General features: G+C 67.0%; 15 protein-coding genes and 2 tRNA genes. 6 read left to right on the top strand and 11 right to left on the bottom strand.

Annotation, left to right across the window (positions count from 1 at the left end):
- Window positions 1–50: 50 nt before the first annotated feature.
- From ACSQ12_RS06985 to ACSQ12_RS06975, 3 genes are read right to left on the bottom strand one after another with little or no spacing between them, the layout of a single operon-like run.
- Window positions 51–956 (bottom strand): DMT family transporter, encoded by a 906-nt coding sequence (locus ACSQ12_RS06985; protein WP_209746304.1) that lies wholly within the window; start codon window positions 954–956, stop codon window positions 51–53.
- On the bottom strand, window positions 956–1,579 hold the full coding sequence (locus tag ACSQ12_RS06980; protein ID WP_209746306.1) for a CDP-alcohol phosphatidyltransferase family protein: 624 nt from the start codon (window positions 1,577–1,579) through the stop codon (window positions 956–958). The genes ACSQ12_RS06985 and ACSQ12_RS06980 overlap by 1 nt, the downstream gene beginning before the upstream one ends.
- A 51-nt stretch (window positions 1,580–1,630) precedes the next feature.
- A complete protein-coding gene (locus ACSQ12_RS06975) occupies window positions 1,631–2,488 on the bottom strand; it encodes a phage holin family protein (protein ID WP_436064855.1) in 858 nt (285 codons plus the stop codon).
- Between the two features lie 184 nt (window positions 2,489–2,672).
- Between ACSQ12_RS06975 and ACSQ12_RS06970 the strand changes: the two genes are divergently transcribed.
- The 3 genes from ACSQ12_RS06970 (at window position 2,673) to ACSQ12_RS06960 (ending at window position 4,583) form a co-directional block, all read left to right on the top strand.
- Window positions 2,673–3,896 (top strand): multidrug effflux MFS transporter, encoded by a 1,224-nt coding sequence (locus tag ACSQ12_RS06970; RefSeq protein WP_374100853.1) that lies wholly within the window; start codon window positions 2,673–2,675, stop codon window positions 3,894–3,896.
- 30 nt (window positions 3,897–3,926) lie between these two features.
- Window positions 3,927–4,106 carry a hypothetical protein gene (locus ACSQ12_RS06965; protein WP_209746312.1) on the top strand — a complete coding sequence of 60 codons (180 nt, stop codon included), beginning with the start codon at window positions 3,927–3,929 and terminating at the stop codon, window positions 4,104–4,106.
- Window positions 4,107–4,172: 66 nt separating this feature from the next.
- Window positions 4,173–4,583 (top strand): hypothetical protein, encoded by a 411-nt coding sequence (locus ACSQ12_RS06960; protein ID WP_011691200.1) that lies wholly within the window; start codon window positions 4,173–4,175, stop codon window positions 4,581–4,583.
- Window positions 4,584–4,641: 58 nt separating this feature from the next.
- Here the strand turns inward: ACSQ12_RS06960 and ACSQ12_RS06955 are convergent.
- From ACSQ12_RS06955 to ACSQ12_RS06930, 6 genes are all read right to left on the bottom strand, one after another.
- Window positions 4,642–4,714: transfer RNA gene (locus ACSQ12_RS06955), tRNA-Asn, on the bottom strand.
- Between the two features lie 126 nt (window positions 4,715–4,840).
- Window positions 4,841–4,913 (bottom strand) — tRNA-Asn (locus ACSQ12_RS06950).
- Window positions 4,914–5,026: 113 nt separating this feature from the next.
- The gene (dnaG, locus tag ACSQ12_RS06945; RefSeq protein ID WP_436064854.1) at window positions 5,027–6,913 is read right to left on the bottom strand and encodes a DNA primase; all 1,887 of its coding nucleotides are present in this window, start codon (window positions 6,911–6,913) and stop codon (window positions 5,027–5,029) included.
- Between the two features lie 64 nt (window positions 6,914–6,977).
- On the bottom strand, window positions 6,978–8,267 hold the full coding sequence (locus tag ACSQ12_RS06940; RefSeq protein ID WP_011691198.1) for a deoxyguanosinetriphosphate triphosphohydrolase: 1,290 nt from the start codon (window positions 8,265–8,267) through the stop codon (window positions 6,978–6,980).
- A complete protein-coding gene (dusB, locus tag ACSQ12_RS06935) occupies window positions 8,260–9,438 on the bottom strand; it encodes a tRNA dihydrouridine synthase DusB (RefSeq protein WP_436064853.1) in 1,179 nt (392 codons plus the stop codon). Before dusB ends, ACSQ12_RS06940 begins: the two co-directional genes overlap by 8 nt.
- 74 nt (window positions 9,439–9,512) lie before the next feature.
- The gene (locus ACSQ12_RS06930) at window positions 9,513–11,012 is read right to left on the bottom strand and encodes a YibE/F family protein (RefSeq protein ID WP_436064852.1); all 1,500 of its coding nucleotides are present in this window, start codon (window positions 11,010–11,012) and stop codon (window positions 9,513–9,515) included.
- Between the two features lie 218 nt (window positions 11,013–11,230).
- Here ACSQ12_RS06930 and ACSQ12_RS06925 point away from each other — a divergent pair, with 218 nt between their 5' ends.
- Genes ACSQ12_RS06925 through ACSQ12_RS06915 form a run of 3 tightly spaced genes read left to right on the top strand, consistent with a single transcriptional unit; the run spans window position 11,231 to window position 13,637 of the window.
- On the top strand, window positions 11,231–11,959 hold the full coding sequence (locus tag ACSQ12_RS06925; RefSeq protein ID WP_209746320.1) for an alpha/beta hydrolase: 729 nt from the start codon (window positions 11,231–11,233) through the stop codon (window positions 11,957–11,959).
- Between the two features lie 2 nt (window positions 11,960–11,961).
- The gene (locus tag ACSQ12_RS06920) at window positions 11,962–12,774 is read left to right on the top strand and encodes a DUF1295 domain-containing protein (RefSeq protein WP_436064851.1); all 813 of its coding nucleotides are present in this window, start codon (window positions 11,962–11,964) and stop codon (window positions 12,772–12,774) included.
- Window positions 12,774–13,637, top strand: a complete 864-nt coding sequence (locus ACSQ12_RS06915; RefSeq protein ID WP_436064850.1) for a lysophospholipid acyltransferase family protein — start codon at window positions 12,774–12,776, stop codon at window positions 13,635–13,637. Before ACSQ12_RS06920 ends, ACSQ12_RS06915 begins: the two co-directional genes overlap by 1 nt.
- A gap of 53 nt (window positions 13,638–13,690) precedes the next feature.
- Here the strand turns inward: ACSQ12_RS06915 and ACSQ12_RS06910 are convergent, their stop codons facing one another.
- Both ACSQ12_RS06910 and ACSQ12_RS06905 read right to left on the bottom strand, forming a co-directional pair.
- Window positions 13,691–14,701 carry a GNAT family N-acetyltransferase gene (locus ACSQ12_RS06910; protein ID WP_436064849.1) on the bottom strand — a complete coding sequence of 337 codons (1,011 nt, stop codon included), beginning with the start codon at window positions 14,699–14,701 and terminating at the stop codon, window positions 13,691–13,693.
- A gap of 2 nt (window positions 14,702–14,703) precedes the next feature.
- Window positions 14,704–16,089: a glycine--tRNA ligase gene (locus tag ACSQ12_RS06905; protein WP_043479986.1), complete on the bottom strand. Its 1,386-nt coding sequence runs from the start codon at window positions 16,087–16,089 to the stop codon at window positions 14,704–14,706.
- Window positions 16,090–16,127: the final 38 nt, after the last annotated feature.

Below are 16,127 nucleotides of genomic sequence, written 5' to 3'. Positions count from 1 at the left end.
CCGGCGCTGTCGCGCCGGGACTTCTGGTGAAGTCTGGGTATCAGTCGCCCCTAGGACACACGCCCTGCGGCCTTGCGCGCGTCCTTCTTGCGCTTGGTCACTTCGGGATGGTGCCGCGAGAGGGCGATTACTCCCACGATAGCAAGGGAAGCGGCCGCCCCCATGGCAATCGCCAGCACGGCGTGGACATCCGGCCGGAGTTCGCCCAGGATGGCGATGCCGATAGCAATTCCAACAATGGGGTCGATGACCGTCAGTCCGGCTATGACGAGGTCCGGCGGCCCGCCGGAGTATGCCGACTGGACAAACCACGAGCCCAGCCCGCCTGCCGCCACGATGGCCACCACCGAATACCACTGCACGTTGAGCAGGACCAGCCCGTTTGGGTCGAGCAGGTGCTTGCCGATGATGCGGGTCAGGACTGCCACGAATCCGAAAAGCACCCCCGCCCCGAGAATGTAGATGAAGGCGCTCATCCGGTGCTTGAACACCAGCGCCAGCGTGCCGAAGACGCCCACCGCGAGGGCGAGCAGCAGCACGATGGTGAGTTCGTCGTCGAAACTCACATGGTGGTTTTCCTGCGTCACGTTGACTGCCAGCAGGACGAACATCGCCGAGCCGGTGACGCACGCCGAGATGGCCACCACCGTGGCCCGGTTGATGCTCAGGCCCTGGTCCTTGGCATTGACGATTGTGGTGATGACCAGGGCGATGGCTCCGATCGGCTGGACCACCGTCAGCGGCGCCGACACGAGGGCGACCGCGTTCATCGCCATGCCTGCGCAGAGCAGCAGGAGCCCGAAGACCCAGCGCGGATTGCGGATAAGGCGAAGGAAACCGTGCGTGCTGAGCGCAAGACCGCCCGTATCCGCCTTGACCGCGCTGCCTTGGCGCTGCGCGCCGATGGCCAGGCAAAACGCGCCCAGCACCGCCAGGAAGACGGCGAGCCACACCATCAGCCGCGTCCGCCGTCGTTCGCGGCCTTGAGCCTGCCCTTGCGGATGATGGCCCAGAAATAGTTGTAGCCGGCCACCCAGTGGCCGATCAGCCCGAGGCTGAGGAAGATCCATGCCGCCACTAAATAGATCTCGGTCAGCGGGATGGGCAGCTTGGCCAGCACGAGCAGCGGGGTGCCCACGAGGAGGAGCGCGGTGCGGATCTTGCCGATCCGGCTGACGGGCAGATCCGGGTGGCTGTGGAAGTAGAACAGCGAAACAGCCATCAGGATGGCATCGGGTACCACCAGCGCCGTCAGGTACCACCACTCCACGACGCCGGCGATCACCAGGGTGACGGCGACGGCAATGAGGGCCATCCGGTCAGCGACAGGATCCATGATCCGGCCCAGCCTGGACGTCTGGTTGAAACGGCGGGCGATGTACCCGTCCACCCAGTCCGTGCTGCCCATGATCACCAGCACGATCGTGGCGAGGGCATACTCCTTCTGCCACAGGACCAGCCAGATGAAGAGCGGCACGCCCATGAACCGGACCACCGTCAGGATGTTGGGGATGGTGAAGACGGCGTCGCTGTCTACGTGCCGCTGGCCCGGACGTGCGCCCGCGTTGATGAACTTCATCCCTAACCTCCTTCCCTTCCCGCTTCGACTGCCTGGGTGGTGCCGGTGACGCTAGCCTTTGAGGAGCTTGCGGAGGAGGACTACGAATACGGCGGCGGATGCCGCGAGTGCAGCCAGCGGCTTCCAGCGCGCTCCGGCCTGGCTCTCGCCGGCACGGTTCAGCAGGTTGGCTGCCGAGCGGCTGAAGGTTTCTGCCTGGTGGCTGGCACGGACCTTGCCGGATTTCAGGCCGGCTTCGGCGGCGCCGAGCAGGAGTTGCGCCTGGGTCTTGACGTCGAGTTCCTCGCCAAGTTCGTCGCGGACGCCCGTCAGGTGCCGGCGGCGCTTGTCCAGCCTGCTGCGCAGTTCGGCTTCCGTGGGGGCGGGCACGTCAACCTTTTCGGCAGCGGCCTTGGCCTCCTTCTCCGCCTTTTCCTGAGCCGCCTTCGCTTCCTTGGCGGCCTTGGCGGCCTTGGCCTGCTCGGACGTCGGATCCAGGACAGCCGGGTTGAATTCCGAGCCTTCCTTCACGATGCCGAGATCATGCTTGAGTCCGCGGATCGTGTCCTCGGGCACAAGCGGCATGGCCTTCTTGAATTTACTCATGCCGATAAGCGCGCCGATGAGGGCGATGACAAGGAAGACGGCGCATACCAGCAGGGCTGCCAGCCAGGCCGGCATGATGGTGGCAAGCCCCATGATGGCCGCAACGATGAGTCCGGTGACCAGGAAGGCGACAAACACCAGTGCGACGGCCAGGAACGCTGCAGCCACCCCGACCTGGATGCCCTTGCGCTTCAGCTCGATCTTCGCGAGGGCGATTTCGTCGTTGAGCTGCCGTGGCGCGAGTTTGGCAACCAGCCTTAGAGTTTTGGGCAGCGCCGCAATACTCAATCCGCTAGTTGTCCGGCCGCTGTGTCGTCCGCTCATCGATCCCGCCTAACTGGTTCCATCTTTGATTCGGATTCCGTCGGATTCCGGGGGCCTGCGCGGCTTCACACACTCCCCGTTGACAAAACTATCATTCAGGTTCGGCCCCTTCTTCGGCTAATAACCCGTGGCGCGCCCTCCAACGCTGTAAAAGTATGATCTGGGCGCCATAGGATTGGTGCCTGTGAGCATTCCCGCCAATCCGGGCGACTCCCTGAGCCGCAACCGGAAAATCCTATACATCCTCCTCCTCGGCGCCCTGACTGCACTGGGACCATTTACGATCGATCTCTACCTGCCGGCGTTCCCGGCCCTTGAGGCAAGCCTCGGGGTGTCCGAGGCTGAGGTGCAGCTCACGCTGACCGGGACAACCGTGGGCTTTGCGCTGGGGCAGCTGGTGGTGGGGCCGCTGAGCGACAAGTTCGGCCGGAGGGTTCCGCTGATCCTTGCCACGGCCCTGCACATCAGTGCTTCGCTCGGCGCCGCGCTGTCCACGGACCTGGCCACGCTGGGACTGTTCCGGGTCCTGATGGGCATCGGCGCTGCCGGCGGCGGCGTGGTGGCAATGGCCATGGTGCGGGACCTCTTCACGGGATACGCCATGGTGCGGATGTTCTCGCGGATGGCACTGGTCAACGGCCTGGCCCCGATCCTGGCGCCGGTCATCGGCTCCCAGCTCCTGCTGGTCATGCCCTGGCCGGGCATCTTCTACTTCCTGGCCGGCTACGGCACGCTGGTGATCATCGCCGCCATCCTGCTGGTGCGCGAAACCCTCCCCCGCGAACTCCGGGGCAAATCAGGCCTGACGGCGGGCCAGCGTTACAAGCTGCTCTTCTCGGACCGGATTTTCGTGGGCCTGCTGCTGCTCGGCGGCATGAACTTCGCCGGGCTCTTTGCCTACCTGTCCGCTTCTCCCTTCCTGTTCCAGGATGTGTACGGGTTCTCGCCGCAGCAGTACGGCCTGCTTTTCGGCATCAACTCGCTGGGCATCGTGGCAGGCGTACAGACCAGCTCCCGGTTGATCCGGCGGGTTCCGCCCCAGTGGATCCTGGCCTGTTCCACCGCCTGGATGTTCCTGATGGCGGTGTTGATAGTCATCTTCGACCAGCTCGGCCTGGGGCTCTGGGGCGTCATGGTGCCGCTCTGGTTCTACATCCTCGGCACAGGCTTCACCTTCCCCTGCGTCCAGGTCCTTGCCCTCTCCAAGCACGGGGCGCAGGCAGGAACGGCGGCATCGCTACTGGGAGCAGCAACCTTCATGATGGCCGGCATAGTCTCCCCGGTGGTGGGCTGGTTCGGCGACATCTCGGCAACTGTCATGGGCGGAGTCCAGGCCACGAGCATCCTGATGGCCGCGGCGGCACTGTGGCTGGTGGTCCGCCCCCGCACGGTCCCCTCCATCCACTAGCTCCCGCAGCCGTCCCGGTACGCTGAAGCCATGGCCAAGAGACTTAACCGCAACCGCAGGGGGCTGTTCCTCGGCGCGGTGATCGGCGGCATCGCCGGCTACTTCGCCGGGAGGGCGATGGGCAACCCGGCGATGGGCATCATCCTGGGGGCGATCGCCGGTTCCGCGCTCCTCTACCGGGTCAATCCCGGGCCCTGGAACCGGCCCTGACAAGTCTCCGGGCGAACGGGCTTAGTGGCCCTGTTCGGGCAATTGCCCGCGCGATAAAGTTGTTTTGTGCCCGACTGGCAGCAGCATCACCCGCCCCTTCCGGCCACGTGGCAGCGATGCGACACCGGCATCCTGCCCCTGTGGTGGGAGCGGTTGTGCGCACAGACCAGTCCGCAGTCGGCAGCACTTTACGCTGCCGGACTTTTCACTGAGGACCGGCGCCGTCCCATCGCCCAGTGGTTCAACCCCGCGTTCAACGCTGCGCTCCTAGTGGCCCCGGAAACGTCCCCGGAGTGGCCCGTGCAGCGGTTCGGCATCTTCTATGCCCCGCCGAACAGCGGCTTCACCAGGGTGCACTCAGCGCCGCATGAATGGCATCCCCGGGAGCCGCGCAAGTCCCCGACCGAGGAGGAGGCGTTCCGTGCCGCCATTGACGAGGCAGAACGCTTCCTGCAGGTGGAGATGGACTTCGTCTGAAATCTAAATAAAAAAAGGGCCCCGCGGCCGGCTATTCGCCGGCCGCGGGGCCCGTCCGCTCCTCCTGCTGGACTTGAACCAGCAACCCTTCGATTAACAGTCGAATGCTCTGCCAATTGAGCTAAGGAGGAATGAAGCAGGTATGACATTAGCAAAGGTTTTGCCCCAATGTGAAATCGGCTGCCAAAGCATGGAGGAATACCCCGCCCGGGTATAAAAAAGTCCCCGTTCCGGTGACCCGGAACGGGGACTGCGCGCTCCTCCTGCTGGACTTGAACCAGCAACCCTTCGATTAACAGTCGAATGCTCTGCCAATTGAGCTAAGGAGGAATGAAGCGGGTATTAGCCTAGCAAACACACCGGCTGGAAGCGAAATCAGAAGTGAAATCGGGACACCGCAGGGAGCGGCACCGCCCTACTCCGGCGGGTTCGCGCGGGCGCGTTCACGCATCGGAACGCAGCGAACGGCGCTCCATTTCCAGAAGCATCAGCTCACGGTTCAGCCGCTGGAACTCTTCAGGATGGGAAGAGGCATCCAGCCTCTGAAGCTGCCCCATCTTGTCCGCCTTGACCCTGGTGATCTGCAGTTCGAACAGCCGCGCGAGGATGTCCCGGCAGTACCTGAGCACGCCTTCCGCATTGCTTGCCGGCAGGGGCACCACGGCGAGCTCCGAAACGAGCGGACGGAGGGGCTCCGGCACTTCGTTCATCACTTGCTCCACCCACCGCACGGGATCGCCGGTCAGCCCCGGCCCGGAGGCGCGCATGGCGTCGTGGACGGCCTGGTAGGCAGGGGTCCGGAACCCGGCCGCACTGAACCGGTCCCAGGTCCCGCCGGCCAGCATCGCGGGCTCCTGGAGCGCCACTTCCAGCGCCTGCCGCTCCATGGAAGCCACAGGGTCCCGGGGGTCGGGCCTGTTGAAGGAAGGCACAACGCCCGACGCCGGCAGCTCGGCGATGCCGGGTGCCGCGCCACTGCCTGCGGGTGTGTCTCCCTGGGCAGCCCGTTTGGCAGCGACGGCCACCGCGCGGCTGACCTCTTCGACGGGCATGCCGAGCCACCCTGCGAGCTCGCGGGCGTAGCCGGGGCGGATTCCCGCGTCGCGGATCTGCGCCACCACCGGAGCAGACTCCCGGAGGGCCGCAATGCGGCCCTCGACGGTGTCGAGGTTGTGCCGCTTCAGCGAGGCCCTGATGGCAAATTCGAACAGCGGACGGCGGCTGCTGATCAGGTCGCGAACGGCGGAGTCGCCCCGGGCCTGCCGGAGGTCGCAGGGGTCCGCCCCGGTGGGTTCCACGGCCACGTAGGTCTGCGCGACGAATTTCTGGTCCTCCTCGAAAGCGCGCAGGGCGGCCTTCTGGCCGGCGGCATCACCGTCGAAGGTAAAGATGACCTCTCCCCCGGTGCCGTCGTCGGACAACAGCCGCCGGGCGATCTTGATGTGGTCGGCGCCGAACGCGGTCCCGCAGGTGGCCACCGCCGTCGTAATCCCGGACAGGTGGCAGGCCATGACGTCGGTGTAACCCTCCACCACCACCAGCTGCCGTTCCTTGGCGATGTTCCGCTTGGCGAGGTCGATGCCGTAGAGCACCTGGGACTTCTTGTAGAGCGTGGTTTCCGGGGTATTGAGGTACTTGGGGCCCTGATCGTCCTCATAGAGTTTCCGGGCGCCGAAGCCGATGGTGTCGCCGGCGATGTCACGGATGGGCCAGATCAGGCGGCCGCGGAACCGGTCATAGATTCCCCGGTTGCCTTCGGAGAACATGCCCGTCAGCTTCAGCTCGGCATCCGTGTAGCCCCGGCCGCGGAGGTGCTTGAGCAGCGCGTCCCAGCCCTGCGGGGCATAGCCGACGCCGAACTGTTCAGCGGCTGCCCGGTCGAAGCCGCGGCCGTGCAGGAAGTTGCGTCCCTCCGAGGCGGCGGGGGTCAGCAGCTGGGCGCGGAAGAACTCGTCCGCCACTTTGTGGGCGTCCAGGAGGCGCTGGCGCTTGCCCACGTCCTCGCGGCTGGGGCCGGTGCCGCCGTCTTCGTAGCGCAGTTCGAAGCCGATCCTGGCGGCCAGCTTTTCCACGGCCTCGTGGAACGAGGAGTGGTCCAGCTTCTGGACGAAGGAGATGACGTCACCGTCCTCGCCGCAGCCGAAGCAGTGGTACCTGCCCACCTGGGGACGGACCGTGAACGACGGAGAGCGCTCATCGTGGAACGGGCACAGGCCCTTGAAGGAGCCCAGCCCCGCGCCCTTGAGAGTGACGTAGCCGTCGACGACTTCCTTGATGTCCGTGCGCTGGCGTACTTCGTCAATATCTTCGCGTTTGATCAGCCCGGCCACAAAGCCATCCTAGTCCCCGGGTACGACGCCGGTTGGCCGGTTATGGCGCCCGTCACCGGCGCGATTACCACAGCGACGGCAGGCTGCCGACCAACCGCTCGTACATGGCCAGCGCCGAACCGTCGGTGAGCGAGGCGACCTGGTCGATAACGACGCGAAGGCGGGCGCCGTCGTCGGCCGCGTCCCGCCAGTCGGCAGCGAACATCGGCTCGAGGTGCCGGTCTCCGGTGGCGTTCAGCGCCGTCACCAGGGCGTGCAGGACCTCGCGCTGGCGCTCATAGATGGGCTGGCGGTGCTCGGTGGTCATCACAAACGTGGTGGCCAGGCCCTTCATGACCGCGATTTCCATCACGGTTTCGTCCGGTACCATCAGCTCGGCGTTGTACCGGGTGAGGTCCTCGGGGCCGTAGACGGCGCGCGTGGTTTCCAGCGCGCTCTGGCAGAACCTGCCGATCAGCTGGCTGGTCATGTCCTTCAGTGCTGCCATCGCCTTGCGGCTGCCGTCGGCCTCGCGCACCCAGACATCCGTGGCCTCCAGCCGGGCCAGGGCGGCGTCAATCGCTGCGGGGTCGTTGTGCGGAAGGTACCACTGCTTGGCGTACCCCACCACGCGGGCACGGTGGTCCGGGTTGTCCATCCAGCGCAGCTGGAAGTGCCCCGCCACGATGGCGTCCTCGACGTCGTGCACGGAGTAGGAAATATCGTCCGCGAGGTCCATGACCTGCGCCTCCAGGCAGGACCTGCGTTCCGGCGCTCCCTCCCGGATCCAGTCGAAAATAGGCAGGTCGTCCTCGTACGCGCCGAACTTGCTGGTCCGCTGGCCGTGGATCACCGGGGCGTTCAAGGCCGACCACGGGTACTTGGCGGCGGCGTCAAGGCTGGCACGCGTGAGGTTGAGCCCGGCCGGGGTTCCGTCCGCGGCCAGGACTTTGGGCTCCAGCCGGGTCAGCAGCCGGAGGGTCTGGGCGTTGCCCTCGAAGCCGCCGATGCCGTGCGCCATCTCGTTCAGGGCGGACTCACCGTTGTGACCGAAGGGCGGGTGTCCAAGGTCGTGGCTGAGGCAGGCGGTGTCCACGACGTCGGGATCGCAACCCAGCGTCCGGCCCAGTTCGCGGCCCACCTGGGCCACCTCGAGGCTGTGCGTCAGCCGGGTCCGGACAAAGTCGTCAGTGTCCGGAGCAACCACCTGGGTCTTGGCGCCCAGCCGGCGGAGCGCGGACGAGTGCAGGACGCGTGCCCGGTCCCGTTCGAAGTCGGAGCGGTAGGTGGTTTTGGGCGGTTCCTCCACCCAGCGGGCGGAGTCGTGGGCTTCGTAGCCCGGCAGCACGGGGGCTGTGGTGCGGGTTTCAGCCACCTGACACGTCCAGTTCCGCGGCGGCGATGTCCTGGGACTGTTCGGCGTTGAGCGCCCGGGATTCCAGCCAGTCCTTGGGCAACGCCGGCTTCTTGGGGGAGCCGGCGCGGCCGCGGGGGCCTTCGGCATCCACACCCGGGTAGGGGGAATCCTGGTCCAGTTCGGCCAGCGTATCGCGCAGCACCTGGAGGCTGGTGACCAGGGCAAGCCGGGTGCGCAGTTCCCCGCCCACCACGTACCCCTTGAAGTACCACGCCATGTGCTTGCGGATTTCACGCAGGGCCTTGCCTTCGTCGCCGAAGGTTTCCACCATCAGTTCCGCGTGCCGGTAGACGCCCTCCGCCACCTGCCGCAGGTTCGGCCTGTGGCGGGTGTCGCTGCCTTCGAAGGCTGCCTGGAGATCCCCGAAGAGCCACGGCCTGCCCTGGCACCCGCGGCCCACCACCACTCCGTCCACGCCGGTCTCCCGGACCATCCGCACCGCGTCCTCGGCGGACCAGATGTCGCCGTTGCCCAGGACCGGAATGTCCGGCAGCGCCTCGCGCAGCCGGGCGATGGCGGACCAGTCCGCCTGGCCGGAATAGAACTGCGCCGCGGTGCGGCCGTGGAGTGCGACGGCGGCGACGCCGGAATCGCGCGCGATCCGGCCGGCGTCGAGGTACGTGAGGTGGTCCTCGTCGATGCCCTTGCGCATCTTGATGGTGAGCGGGACATTGCCCTTGGACGCCTCCTTGACGGCCGTCTGGACGATCGAGGTAAACAGGTCGATCTTCCAGGGCAGGGCGGATCCGCCGCCGCGCCGGGTCACCTTGGGAACGGGGCAGCCGAAGTTGAGGTCGATGTGGTCCGCCCGGTCCTCCTCCACGAGCATCCGGACCGCCTGCCCGACGGTCACGGGGTCAACGCCGTACAGCTGGACGGAGCGGACCTTTTCGTCGTCGTCATGGGAGATGATGCGCAGCGACTCGGGGGTGCGCTCCACGAGGGCGCGCGAGGTGACCATCTCGGCCACATACATGCCGCCGCCGTATTCACGGCAGAGCCTCCGGAAGGCGGAGTTGGTAATGCCCGCCATGGGGGCCAGGATCACGGGGGTGTCCACCGTGAGGGGTCCCAGCTTCAGGGGCGGGAGTTCCAGCTTGGGGGCGGGAGGAGTCGCTACAACAGTCACCCGTTCATTGTCTCAAAGCCGGGCAAATCGGCGAGCCGGCCGCCGGACGGCCGCTCCGGCGGGGACGAACCCTGCTACTCCCCTTCCGCTGCCCGCCGTGCCCGCCGGCCGCCGGGCAGGGGTTCCCGTGCTGCCTCACGGGGCGGCAGGGAATCAGCGGGACGCGTCCGTCCGCTGCGTGTGAGCGCCGCTGCCGCCGCGAGCGCACCGGTATCCCCGACGTCGTCGGGCGTCACGGGCGGCCGCCCGGAAGCGGTACTGCCGGAAGCGTCGCCGCCGGTTTGCTGCCCGGCACCGGTCCTGATCCCGGTGGCCTTGACCACCAGCACCGCGATCAGGGTGGTGACGGGGATGGCCAGCACCAGCCCCACGGAACCGACGAGCGTCCTGATGACTTCTTCGGACAGTTCCGCACTGGTCAGCGCCTCGCCCAGGGGACGGTCGTAAAGCATCACGATGATGAGGATGGGCAGCGCCGCCCCTGCGTAGGCGAAGGCGATGGTGTACACGGTGGAGGCGATGTGGTCGCGGCCGATCCGCATGGCCGAGGAGAAGAGCTGGCGGGCGCTTGTCTCCGGGGCGAGTTCGTAGAGTTCCCACACCGCCGAGGACTGGGTGATGGTGACGTCGTTCAGGACGCCGAGTCCGGAAATGATCAATCCGCACAGGATGATGCCGGAAATGGAGATATTGTCCGAAATGTTCGCCAGCGTGGCGGCATCGTGGCTGCCCACGCCGGCCAGGTTTGCCGCATCGGTGGCCCAGGCTGCCAGGAGCGCCGTGATGCCCAGGCCGAACATGGTGCCCAGCAATGCCGTGGAGGTTCGCGCCGAGAAGCCGTGGGCGAAGTAGAGGACGCCGATCATGATCACGGTGGACCCCACCAGCGCCAGCAGCAAAGGCGGTTTTCCTTCCACCAGCCCGGGCAGCATGAACGTCACCAGCACCGCGTAGGCGCCCACAAGGCCGATCAGCGCCCGCAGCCCGCGCCAGCGCGCCACTGCGATGACCACGGCGGCGTAGAGGACGGCCAGCAAGATGATGGGGAGGGTGCGGACGAAGTCCACGAAGATATAGGCAGGCGCACCCTGTCCGGACGCACCCTGGGCGTTGGAGAGGTTCAGGTACCGGATGTCGTCCCCGACCTTGACTCCGTGGGATTTCACCACGTCCGGGTTGATCACCACCTTGACCGGGTTGCCGCCCTTGTCCGGCTCGGTAAATGCGAACGTGCAGTCGTTCCCCGGCTGCGGGGCATCCTGGGCGGTGCCCTGCCCCGTACCGGGCTGGACGGTGGTGTTTTGGCCGGCACTGCCCTGGGTGCAGCTTTCCACCACCACGCGCTGGATCGTGCCGGTATCGAACGTCACGCCGGGGGCGGCCGCGTACGGGCTGGCCAGCTTCAGGTCCTGCTTGTTCCCGGATGGCCACATCATGATCATGGCCGCCAGGGTCAGCAGCGTCAGCGGAATAAGCACCGCCGCGAGGAGCCAGTTGGCCCGTTTGCGCGCGGCGAGAGCCCCGGGTGTCGGATCCGAATGGTCTGTGTGGCCGTGCGAGTGTCCGGCACCCATCAGCAGTAAAACCTCATGCCTGCACTTTACTGGGGCTTGGGCACCCTCCGGTTGCCAATCTTCGCGGGCTGCGGCTCCGAATAGCGTGTGAAAGCCCGGAATGCGGGGCGCCCGGGCCCTTCCGGCTGCGCCTGGATGCCCGAAGGGCGCAGGACATTGGAACTAAACACGGGAACCCGTGGGTTTATAACTGTAGGACAAGGAGTTCGGAGGCCCGCATGGGTAATCGCAGGAATGACGACGGCAGAACCAAGCCCGTACTGACGGTGCGCGAGGCCGCGGGCGTCACCCGCGGCGTGGCACTGGTGCTGCACGGCGGCCGCTCGCACAGCTACGAGCCCGTGGAGGCCCGCCACCTGAGCCCTGCCCGCATGGTGCCCTTCGCAAAACAACTGCACCGGGCCGGCGGCGGCCACGGACTCGCGGTCTGGACGCTTCGCAACAGTGTCCGCGGCTGGAACGGCCCGGACATGTCGCCGCTGCAGGATGCCCGGTGGGCCCTCGCCCGGATCCACGAGGAACACCCGGGCGTACCGGTGTACCTGCTGGGGCACTCGATGGGTGGGCTCACCGCCATTTGCGCGGCCGACGATCCCCAGGTTGATGCGGTCGTGGCCCTGGCTCCGTGGCTGAGCGCCGAGACCCCGGCCGGGAATGTCGCCGGGCGCCGAGTGTTGATTGTGCACGGCACCACGGACCGCTGGACCAGCCCCGCCGCATCGCTGAAATTCGCCCGGCGCGCCTCCGCCGGGGCCAAGGAACTGCGCTACGTTTCGCTGGCGGGGGCCGGCCATTTCATGTTCCGGAAGGTCCGGCTGTGGCACACCCTCGCTACCGGCTTTGTCCTCAAGGCGTTCGCCGAGACCGCCGGAGTGGAACTGGACGGCGGACGCGGATTTGACGCCCTCCTGCCGTCAACCGACCCCGGCGTTCCGGTAGTGCTGTGACGATGGCTGATTTTCCCCTCGGCGCATTCCTGGCGAGCCTGCCCTGGACGGCCCTGGCCGTGGCAGCTGTCCTGGCGGTCACCTTTGCCGTGGCCGTGGCGCAGCGGAGGCACTCCGTCATGGACGTGGCCTGGGGGCCCGGCTTCGTTGCTGTCGCTGCGGTCTCGTGGCTGCTCTCCGCCGGAACGGGCGACGACGGGCGGCGGCTCCTGCTGTTGCTGCTGACGGGCGTGTGGGGCCTCCGCCTCGGTGCCCACATCGGCTGGCGCGCCCGCGGCGGCCATGAGGACCCCCGCTACGAGGCCATGCTCAGCGACGCCCCCGGTTCCCGCAATGTATACGCCCTGCGCCGCGTCTACCTGCCCCAGGGCATCGTAATGTTCTTCGTCTCCCTCACGGTGCAGGTAGGAATGTTTGCCACCGGCGCCCTGGGCTGGGTTTCCAGCCTGGGAGTGGTCCTGTGGGTGATCGGCTTCGTGTTCGAAACGGTGGGCGACTGGCAACTGGCACAGTTCAAGAAGGATCCGTCCAACAAGGGGGCTGTGCTCAACACCGGGCTGTGGCGTTACACCCGCCACCCCAACTACTTCGGGGACGCCGCCGTCTGGACCGGGCTGTTCCTGATTGCCGCGGACTCCTGGCCCGGAATCCTGACGGTCCTCTCCCCCGCGCTGATGGTCTGGGCGCTCGCCGGCAAGACCGGAAAGCCGCTCACGGAAAAGGCGATGTCCGCCCGGCCGGGGTACAAGGAGTACGTCGAATCGACGTCGGGCTTTATCCCCTGGCCGCCGCGCCGGCCGGCGGGTGGCCACTGATGGCCTGGCGGCCGAAGTCCAGCGACCGCTTCTACCGCATCATTGTCCGCACCGGGCTGGCGCTTCGCCGGCTCTTCGGGATCCGTGTCATCATCACAGGCCGGGAACACCTGCCGCCACCAGGGCCGCTCAATGGACCGTCGCGCCAGGTGGTGCCGGGCGAGGGGGCCGTGGTAGCCATCACCCATTTCGGGTACCTGGATTTTGCGTTCGCCGAGCTGCTCCTGTGGTGGAACAACCGTGCCGAGATGCGCTATCTGGTCACCCAAGGCGCGGCCGACCACTGGTTCGCGGGTCCTGCCATCAGCGCTGCCGGGCATGTTGTGGTTCCCTACGCTTCGGGCAGCGGCGCCTATGACGCCGCCGTCGCGAAACTGCGCGACGGCGAATACATCGCCATCCTTCCTGAAGCCGGCGTCAGCCGCAGCTTTACGGTCCGCGACTGCAAGACCGGAGCCGTGCGGATGGCGGCGGAAGCCGGCGTGCCGATCATCCCTGTCTCGGTCTGGGGCTCCCACCGGCTGATGACCCGCCACCACGGTTTCTCGCCGCTTCGCGCCTGGCGCGCGCCGGTACGGATCCACGTGGGCGAGCCCCTGTTGCCTGCGGACCTGCCGGACCCTGCCCAGGACGCCCAGCCCGCCACCGAACAGCTCAGGACGATCCTGCAGGCAGGGATCGACGCCGCCATCGCCGACTTCCCGCTCACACCCGGGCCCGGGGCCTGGTGGATGCCCGCGCATTTGGGCGGCGGCGCCCCCACGGAAGAGGAACGACGGCGGCTGGATCAGGCCGAAGGGCCGCGGCGCGCGGGCGGACGGAAGGCTCAACAGGCCGCGGCGCGCGGACGGCAGAAAGCCTAAACAGGACGGCCCGCAGTAGTCACCTACTGCGGGCCGGTGGCGTCGGCCGGAACCTACGCGGGGTCCGACACCACCAGGGTCTCGGTGCCGCGGAGGCTGGCCTTGCCGTCCTCCAGCAAAGGTTCGACGACGGCGCGCAGGGCAGTCATCGAGTCGTCCAGTTCCAGCACCACGGGATGCTGGAACGCGATGAGGGCCAGCAGGTCGCGGACGGCGGAGCGGGCTTCCTCCTCCGACAGCTTCGGCTCATGGCCGACGAACACGTCCGTGGGCTGGCCCGATGCGGACCCTCCGCCGTCAGCTGCCGCGTTCCCGCCGCCGGGGGCCAACTCCGCGTAGCTGATGGCAAACGCCTCAAGCCGGCCCTTCCTGCTGGCCGGAACGCCCGGGCCGAAGGCGCTGGCCTTCGGCGCACGGAGCACGATGGCGCCGTGCGCCCCGCTGAGCTCGTCGAGGAACAGCCGCTGCACGGTGCCGATGCTCAGCTCGCCCGGGCTGTCCCAGCCGTGCACGGCCGTGTAGTACCGGCCCACCACGTCGCTGAGCTCCACCGAACCGGTGGCGAGGTCCTCGATCTGCTCCGAGGCCGCGGCCTCGGACCCGTCACCGAAAACCGGCAGCTTGAGTGCCCCCGGCTCCACGACAACAAGCCGGGAGCGCTGGATGGGAACCAGGCCGGCAGCTTCGGCGAAAGCGGCTCCCGGGGTGCCCGGTTCCACTTTGGTCCGCAACCTGGACACGCCCGACGGCGCCTGGCCGGCTTCGTGCCGGAGCATGGTCAGCAGCGTGGAGCCGACACCCGCACGGCGGTGGTCCTTTGCCACCTCAATATAGGACCAGAGCCGCTCGGGATGGAGGGAGGCTTCGTGGACCACGGCCGCCGCGACCGGGATGGCCACGCCGTCCACGACGTCCTCGGCCACGATGCAGCGGCGCCACGGCGAGTTGCCGGAGGGCGCCAGGGTGCCGCGGAACTGCCGTGCCTGCTCGGTCTCCGGGCCGCCCCACAGTTCAAGCAGTGCAAGGTCGTCGCCGTCGCGCCATTCGCGGTATTCGATGGCCATGCTCAGGCGCCGATCAGCCGTGCGGCCAGGTAGCCCTCCACCTTGTCCAGGGAGACGCGTTCCTGGCTCATGGTGTCGCGTTCGCGGATGGTGACCGCCTGGTCCTCGAGGGTGTCGAAGTCCACGGTGATGCAGAACGGGGTGCCGATCTCGTCCTGGCGGCGGTAGCGGCGGCCGATGGCGCCGGCGTCGTCGAAGTCGATGTTCCAGTTCTTGCGCAGCTGCGCGCCCAGGGCCTTGGCCTTCGGGGACAGGTCCTCGTTGCGGCTCAGCGGCAGCACTGCGGCCTTGACGGGGGCCAGTCGCGGGTCCAGCTTCAGCACGGTGCGGACGTCCACGCCGCCCTTGGCGTTCGGTGCCTCGTCCTCGGTGTAGGCGTCAATGAGGAACGCCATGAAGGAACGGGTCAGGCCGGCGGCAGGTTCGATCACGTACGGGGTGTAGCGCTCGTTGGTGGCCTGGTTGAAGTAGCTCAGGTCATGCCCGGACGCCTTGGAGTGCGTGGAGAGGTCGAAGTCCGTGCGGTTGGCGATGCCTTCCAGCTCGCCCCACTCCGAGCCCTGGAAGCCGAAGCGGTATTCGATGTCGGTGGTGCCCTTGGAGTAGTGGCTCAGCTTCTCCAGCGGGTGCTCGAAGAAACGCAGGTTTTCGGCTTTGAGGCCCAGACCGGTGTACCAGTCCATGCGTTCCTTCATCCAGTACTGGTGCCACTGCTCGTCCGTGCCCGGCTCAACGAAGAACTCCATTTCCATCTGCTCGAATTCACGGGTGCGGAAGATGAAGTTTCCGGGCGTGATCTCGTTGCGGAAGGACTTGCCGATCTGGCCAATGCCGAAGGGCGGCTTTTTCCGGGACGTGGTGAGCACGTTGTTGAAGTTCACGAAGATGCCCTGCGCGGTTTCCGGGCGCAGGTAGTGCATGCCTTCTTCGTTGGCCACCGGGCCGAGGAAAGTCTTGAGCAGGCCGGAGAATTCCTGGGGCTCTGTCCATTCGCCCCTGGTGCCGCAGTTGGCGCAGGCGATGTCCTTCAGGCCGTTCTCGGCCGGACGGCCCTTCTTTTCCTCGTACTCTTCTTCGAGGTGGTCGGCGCGGTAACGCTTGTGGCAGGAGAGGCACTCCACCAGCGGATCGGAGAAGACCTCCACGTGGCCGGAGGCTTCCCAGACCTGGCGGGGAAGGATCACGGAGGAGTCCAGGCCCACCACGTCCTCGCGGCCGCGGACCACGGACTGCCACCATTGGCGCTTGATGTTTTCCTTCAGCTCGGCGCCGAGGGGTCCGTAGTCCCAGGCAGAGCGGGAGCCACCATAGATTTCACCGGCCTGGAAAACGAAGCCCCTCCTCTTGGAGAGTGAGATGACCTGGTCGAGAACGGATTTTGCTGCCATGGGGAACTCCAATTTCTACAGGGCCGCTGGGTGCGGTC

Source organism: Arthrobacter sp. LjRoot14, assembly GCF_964253905.1.
In the GTDB taxonomy this organism is placed as follows: domain Bacteria; phylum Actinomycetota; class Actinomycetes; order Actinomycetales; family Micrococcaceae; genus Arthrobacter.
Note: the sequence above shows the minus strand (reverse complement) of the source record. Positions and strands in the feature narration are given on the sequence as shown.

What these genes read in the sequence shown, in the direction of transcription:
- ACSQ12_RS06985 (WP_209746304.1), bottom strand. Translation starts at nt 956, where the DNA reads ATGGTGTGGCTCGCCGTCTTCCTGGCGGTGCTGGGCGCGTTTTGCCTG.
- ACSQ12_RS06980 (WP_209746306.1), bottom strand. Translation starts at nt 1,579, where the DNA reads ATGAAGTTCATCAACGCGGGCGCACGTCCGGGCCAGCGGCACGTAGAC.
- ACSQ12_RS06975 (WP_436064855.1), bottom strand. Translation starts at nt 2,488, where the DNA reads ATGAGCGGACGACACAGCGGCCGGACAACTAGCGGATTGAGTATTGCG.
- ACSQ12_RS06965 (WP_209746312.1), top strand. Translation starts at nt 3,927, where the DNA reads ATGGCCAAGAGACTTAACCGCAACCGCAGGGGGCTGTTCCTCGGCGCG.
- ACSQ12_RS06930 (WP_436064852.1), bottom strand. Translation starts at nt 11,012, where the DNA reads ATGGGTGCCGGACACTCGCACGGCCACACAGACCATTCGGATCCGACA.
- ACSQ12_RS06925 (WP_209746320.1), top strand. Translation starts at nt 11,231, where the DNA reads ATGGGTAATCGCAGGAATGACGACGGCAGAACCAAGCCCGTACTGACG.
- ACSQ12_RS06920 (WP_436064851.1), top strand. Translation starts at nt 11,962, where the DNA reads ATGGCTGATTTTCCCCTCGGCGCATTCCTGGCGAGCCTGCCCTGGACG.
- ACSQ12_RS06915 (WP_436064850.1), top strand. Translation starts at nt 12,774, where the DNA reads ATGGCCTGGCGGCCGAAGTCCAGCGACCGCTTCTACCGCATCATTGTC.
- ACSQ12_RS06910 (WP_436064849.1), bottom strand. Translation starts at nt 14,701, where the DNA reads ATGGCCATCGAATACCGCGAATGGCGCGACGGCGACGACCTTGCACTG.
- ACSQ12_RS06905 (WP_043479986.1), bottom strand. Translation starts at nt 16,089, where the DNA reads ATGGCAGCAAAATCCGTTCTCGACCAGGTCATCTCACTCTCCAAGAGG.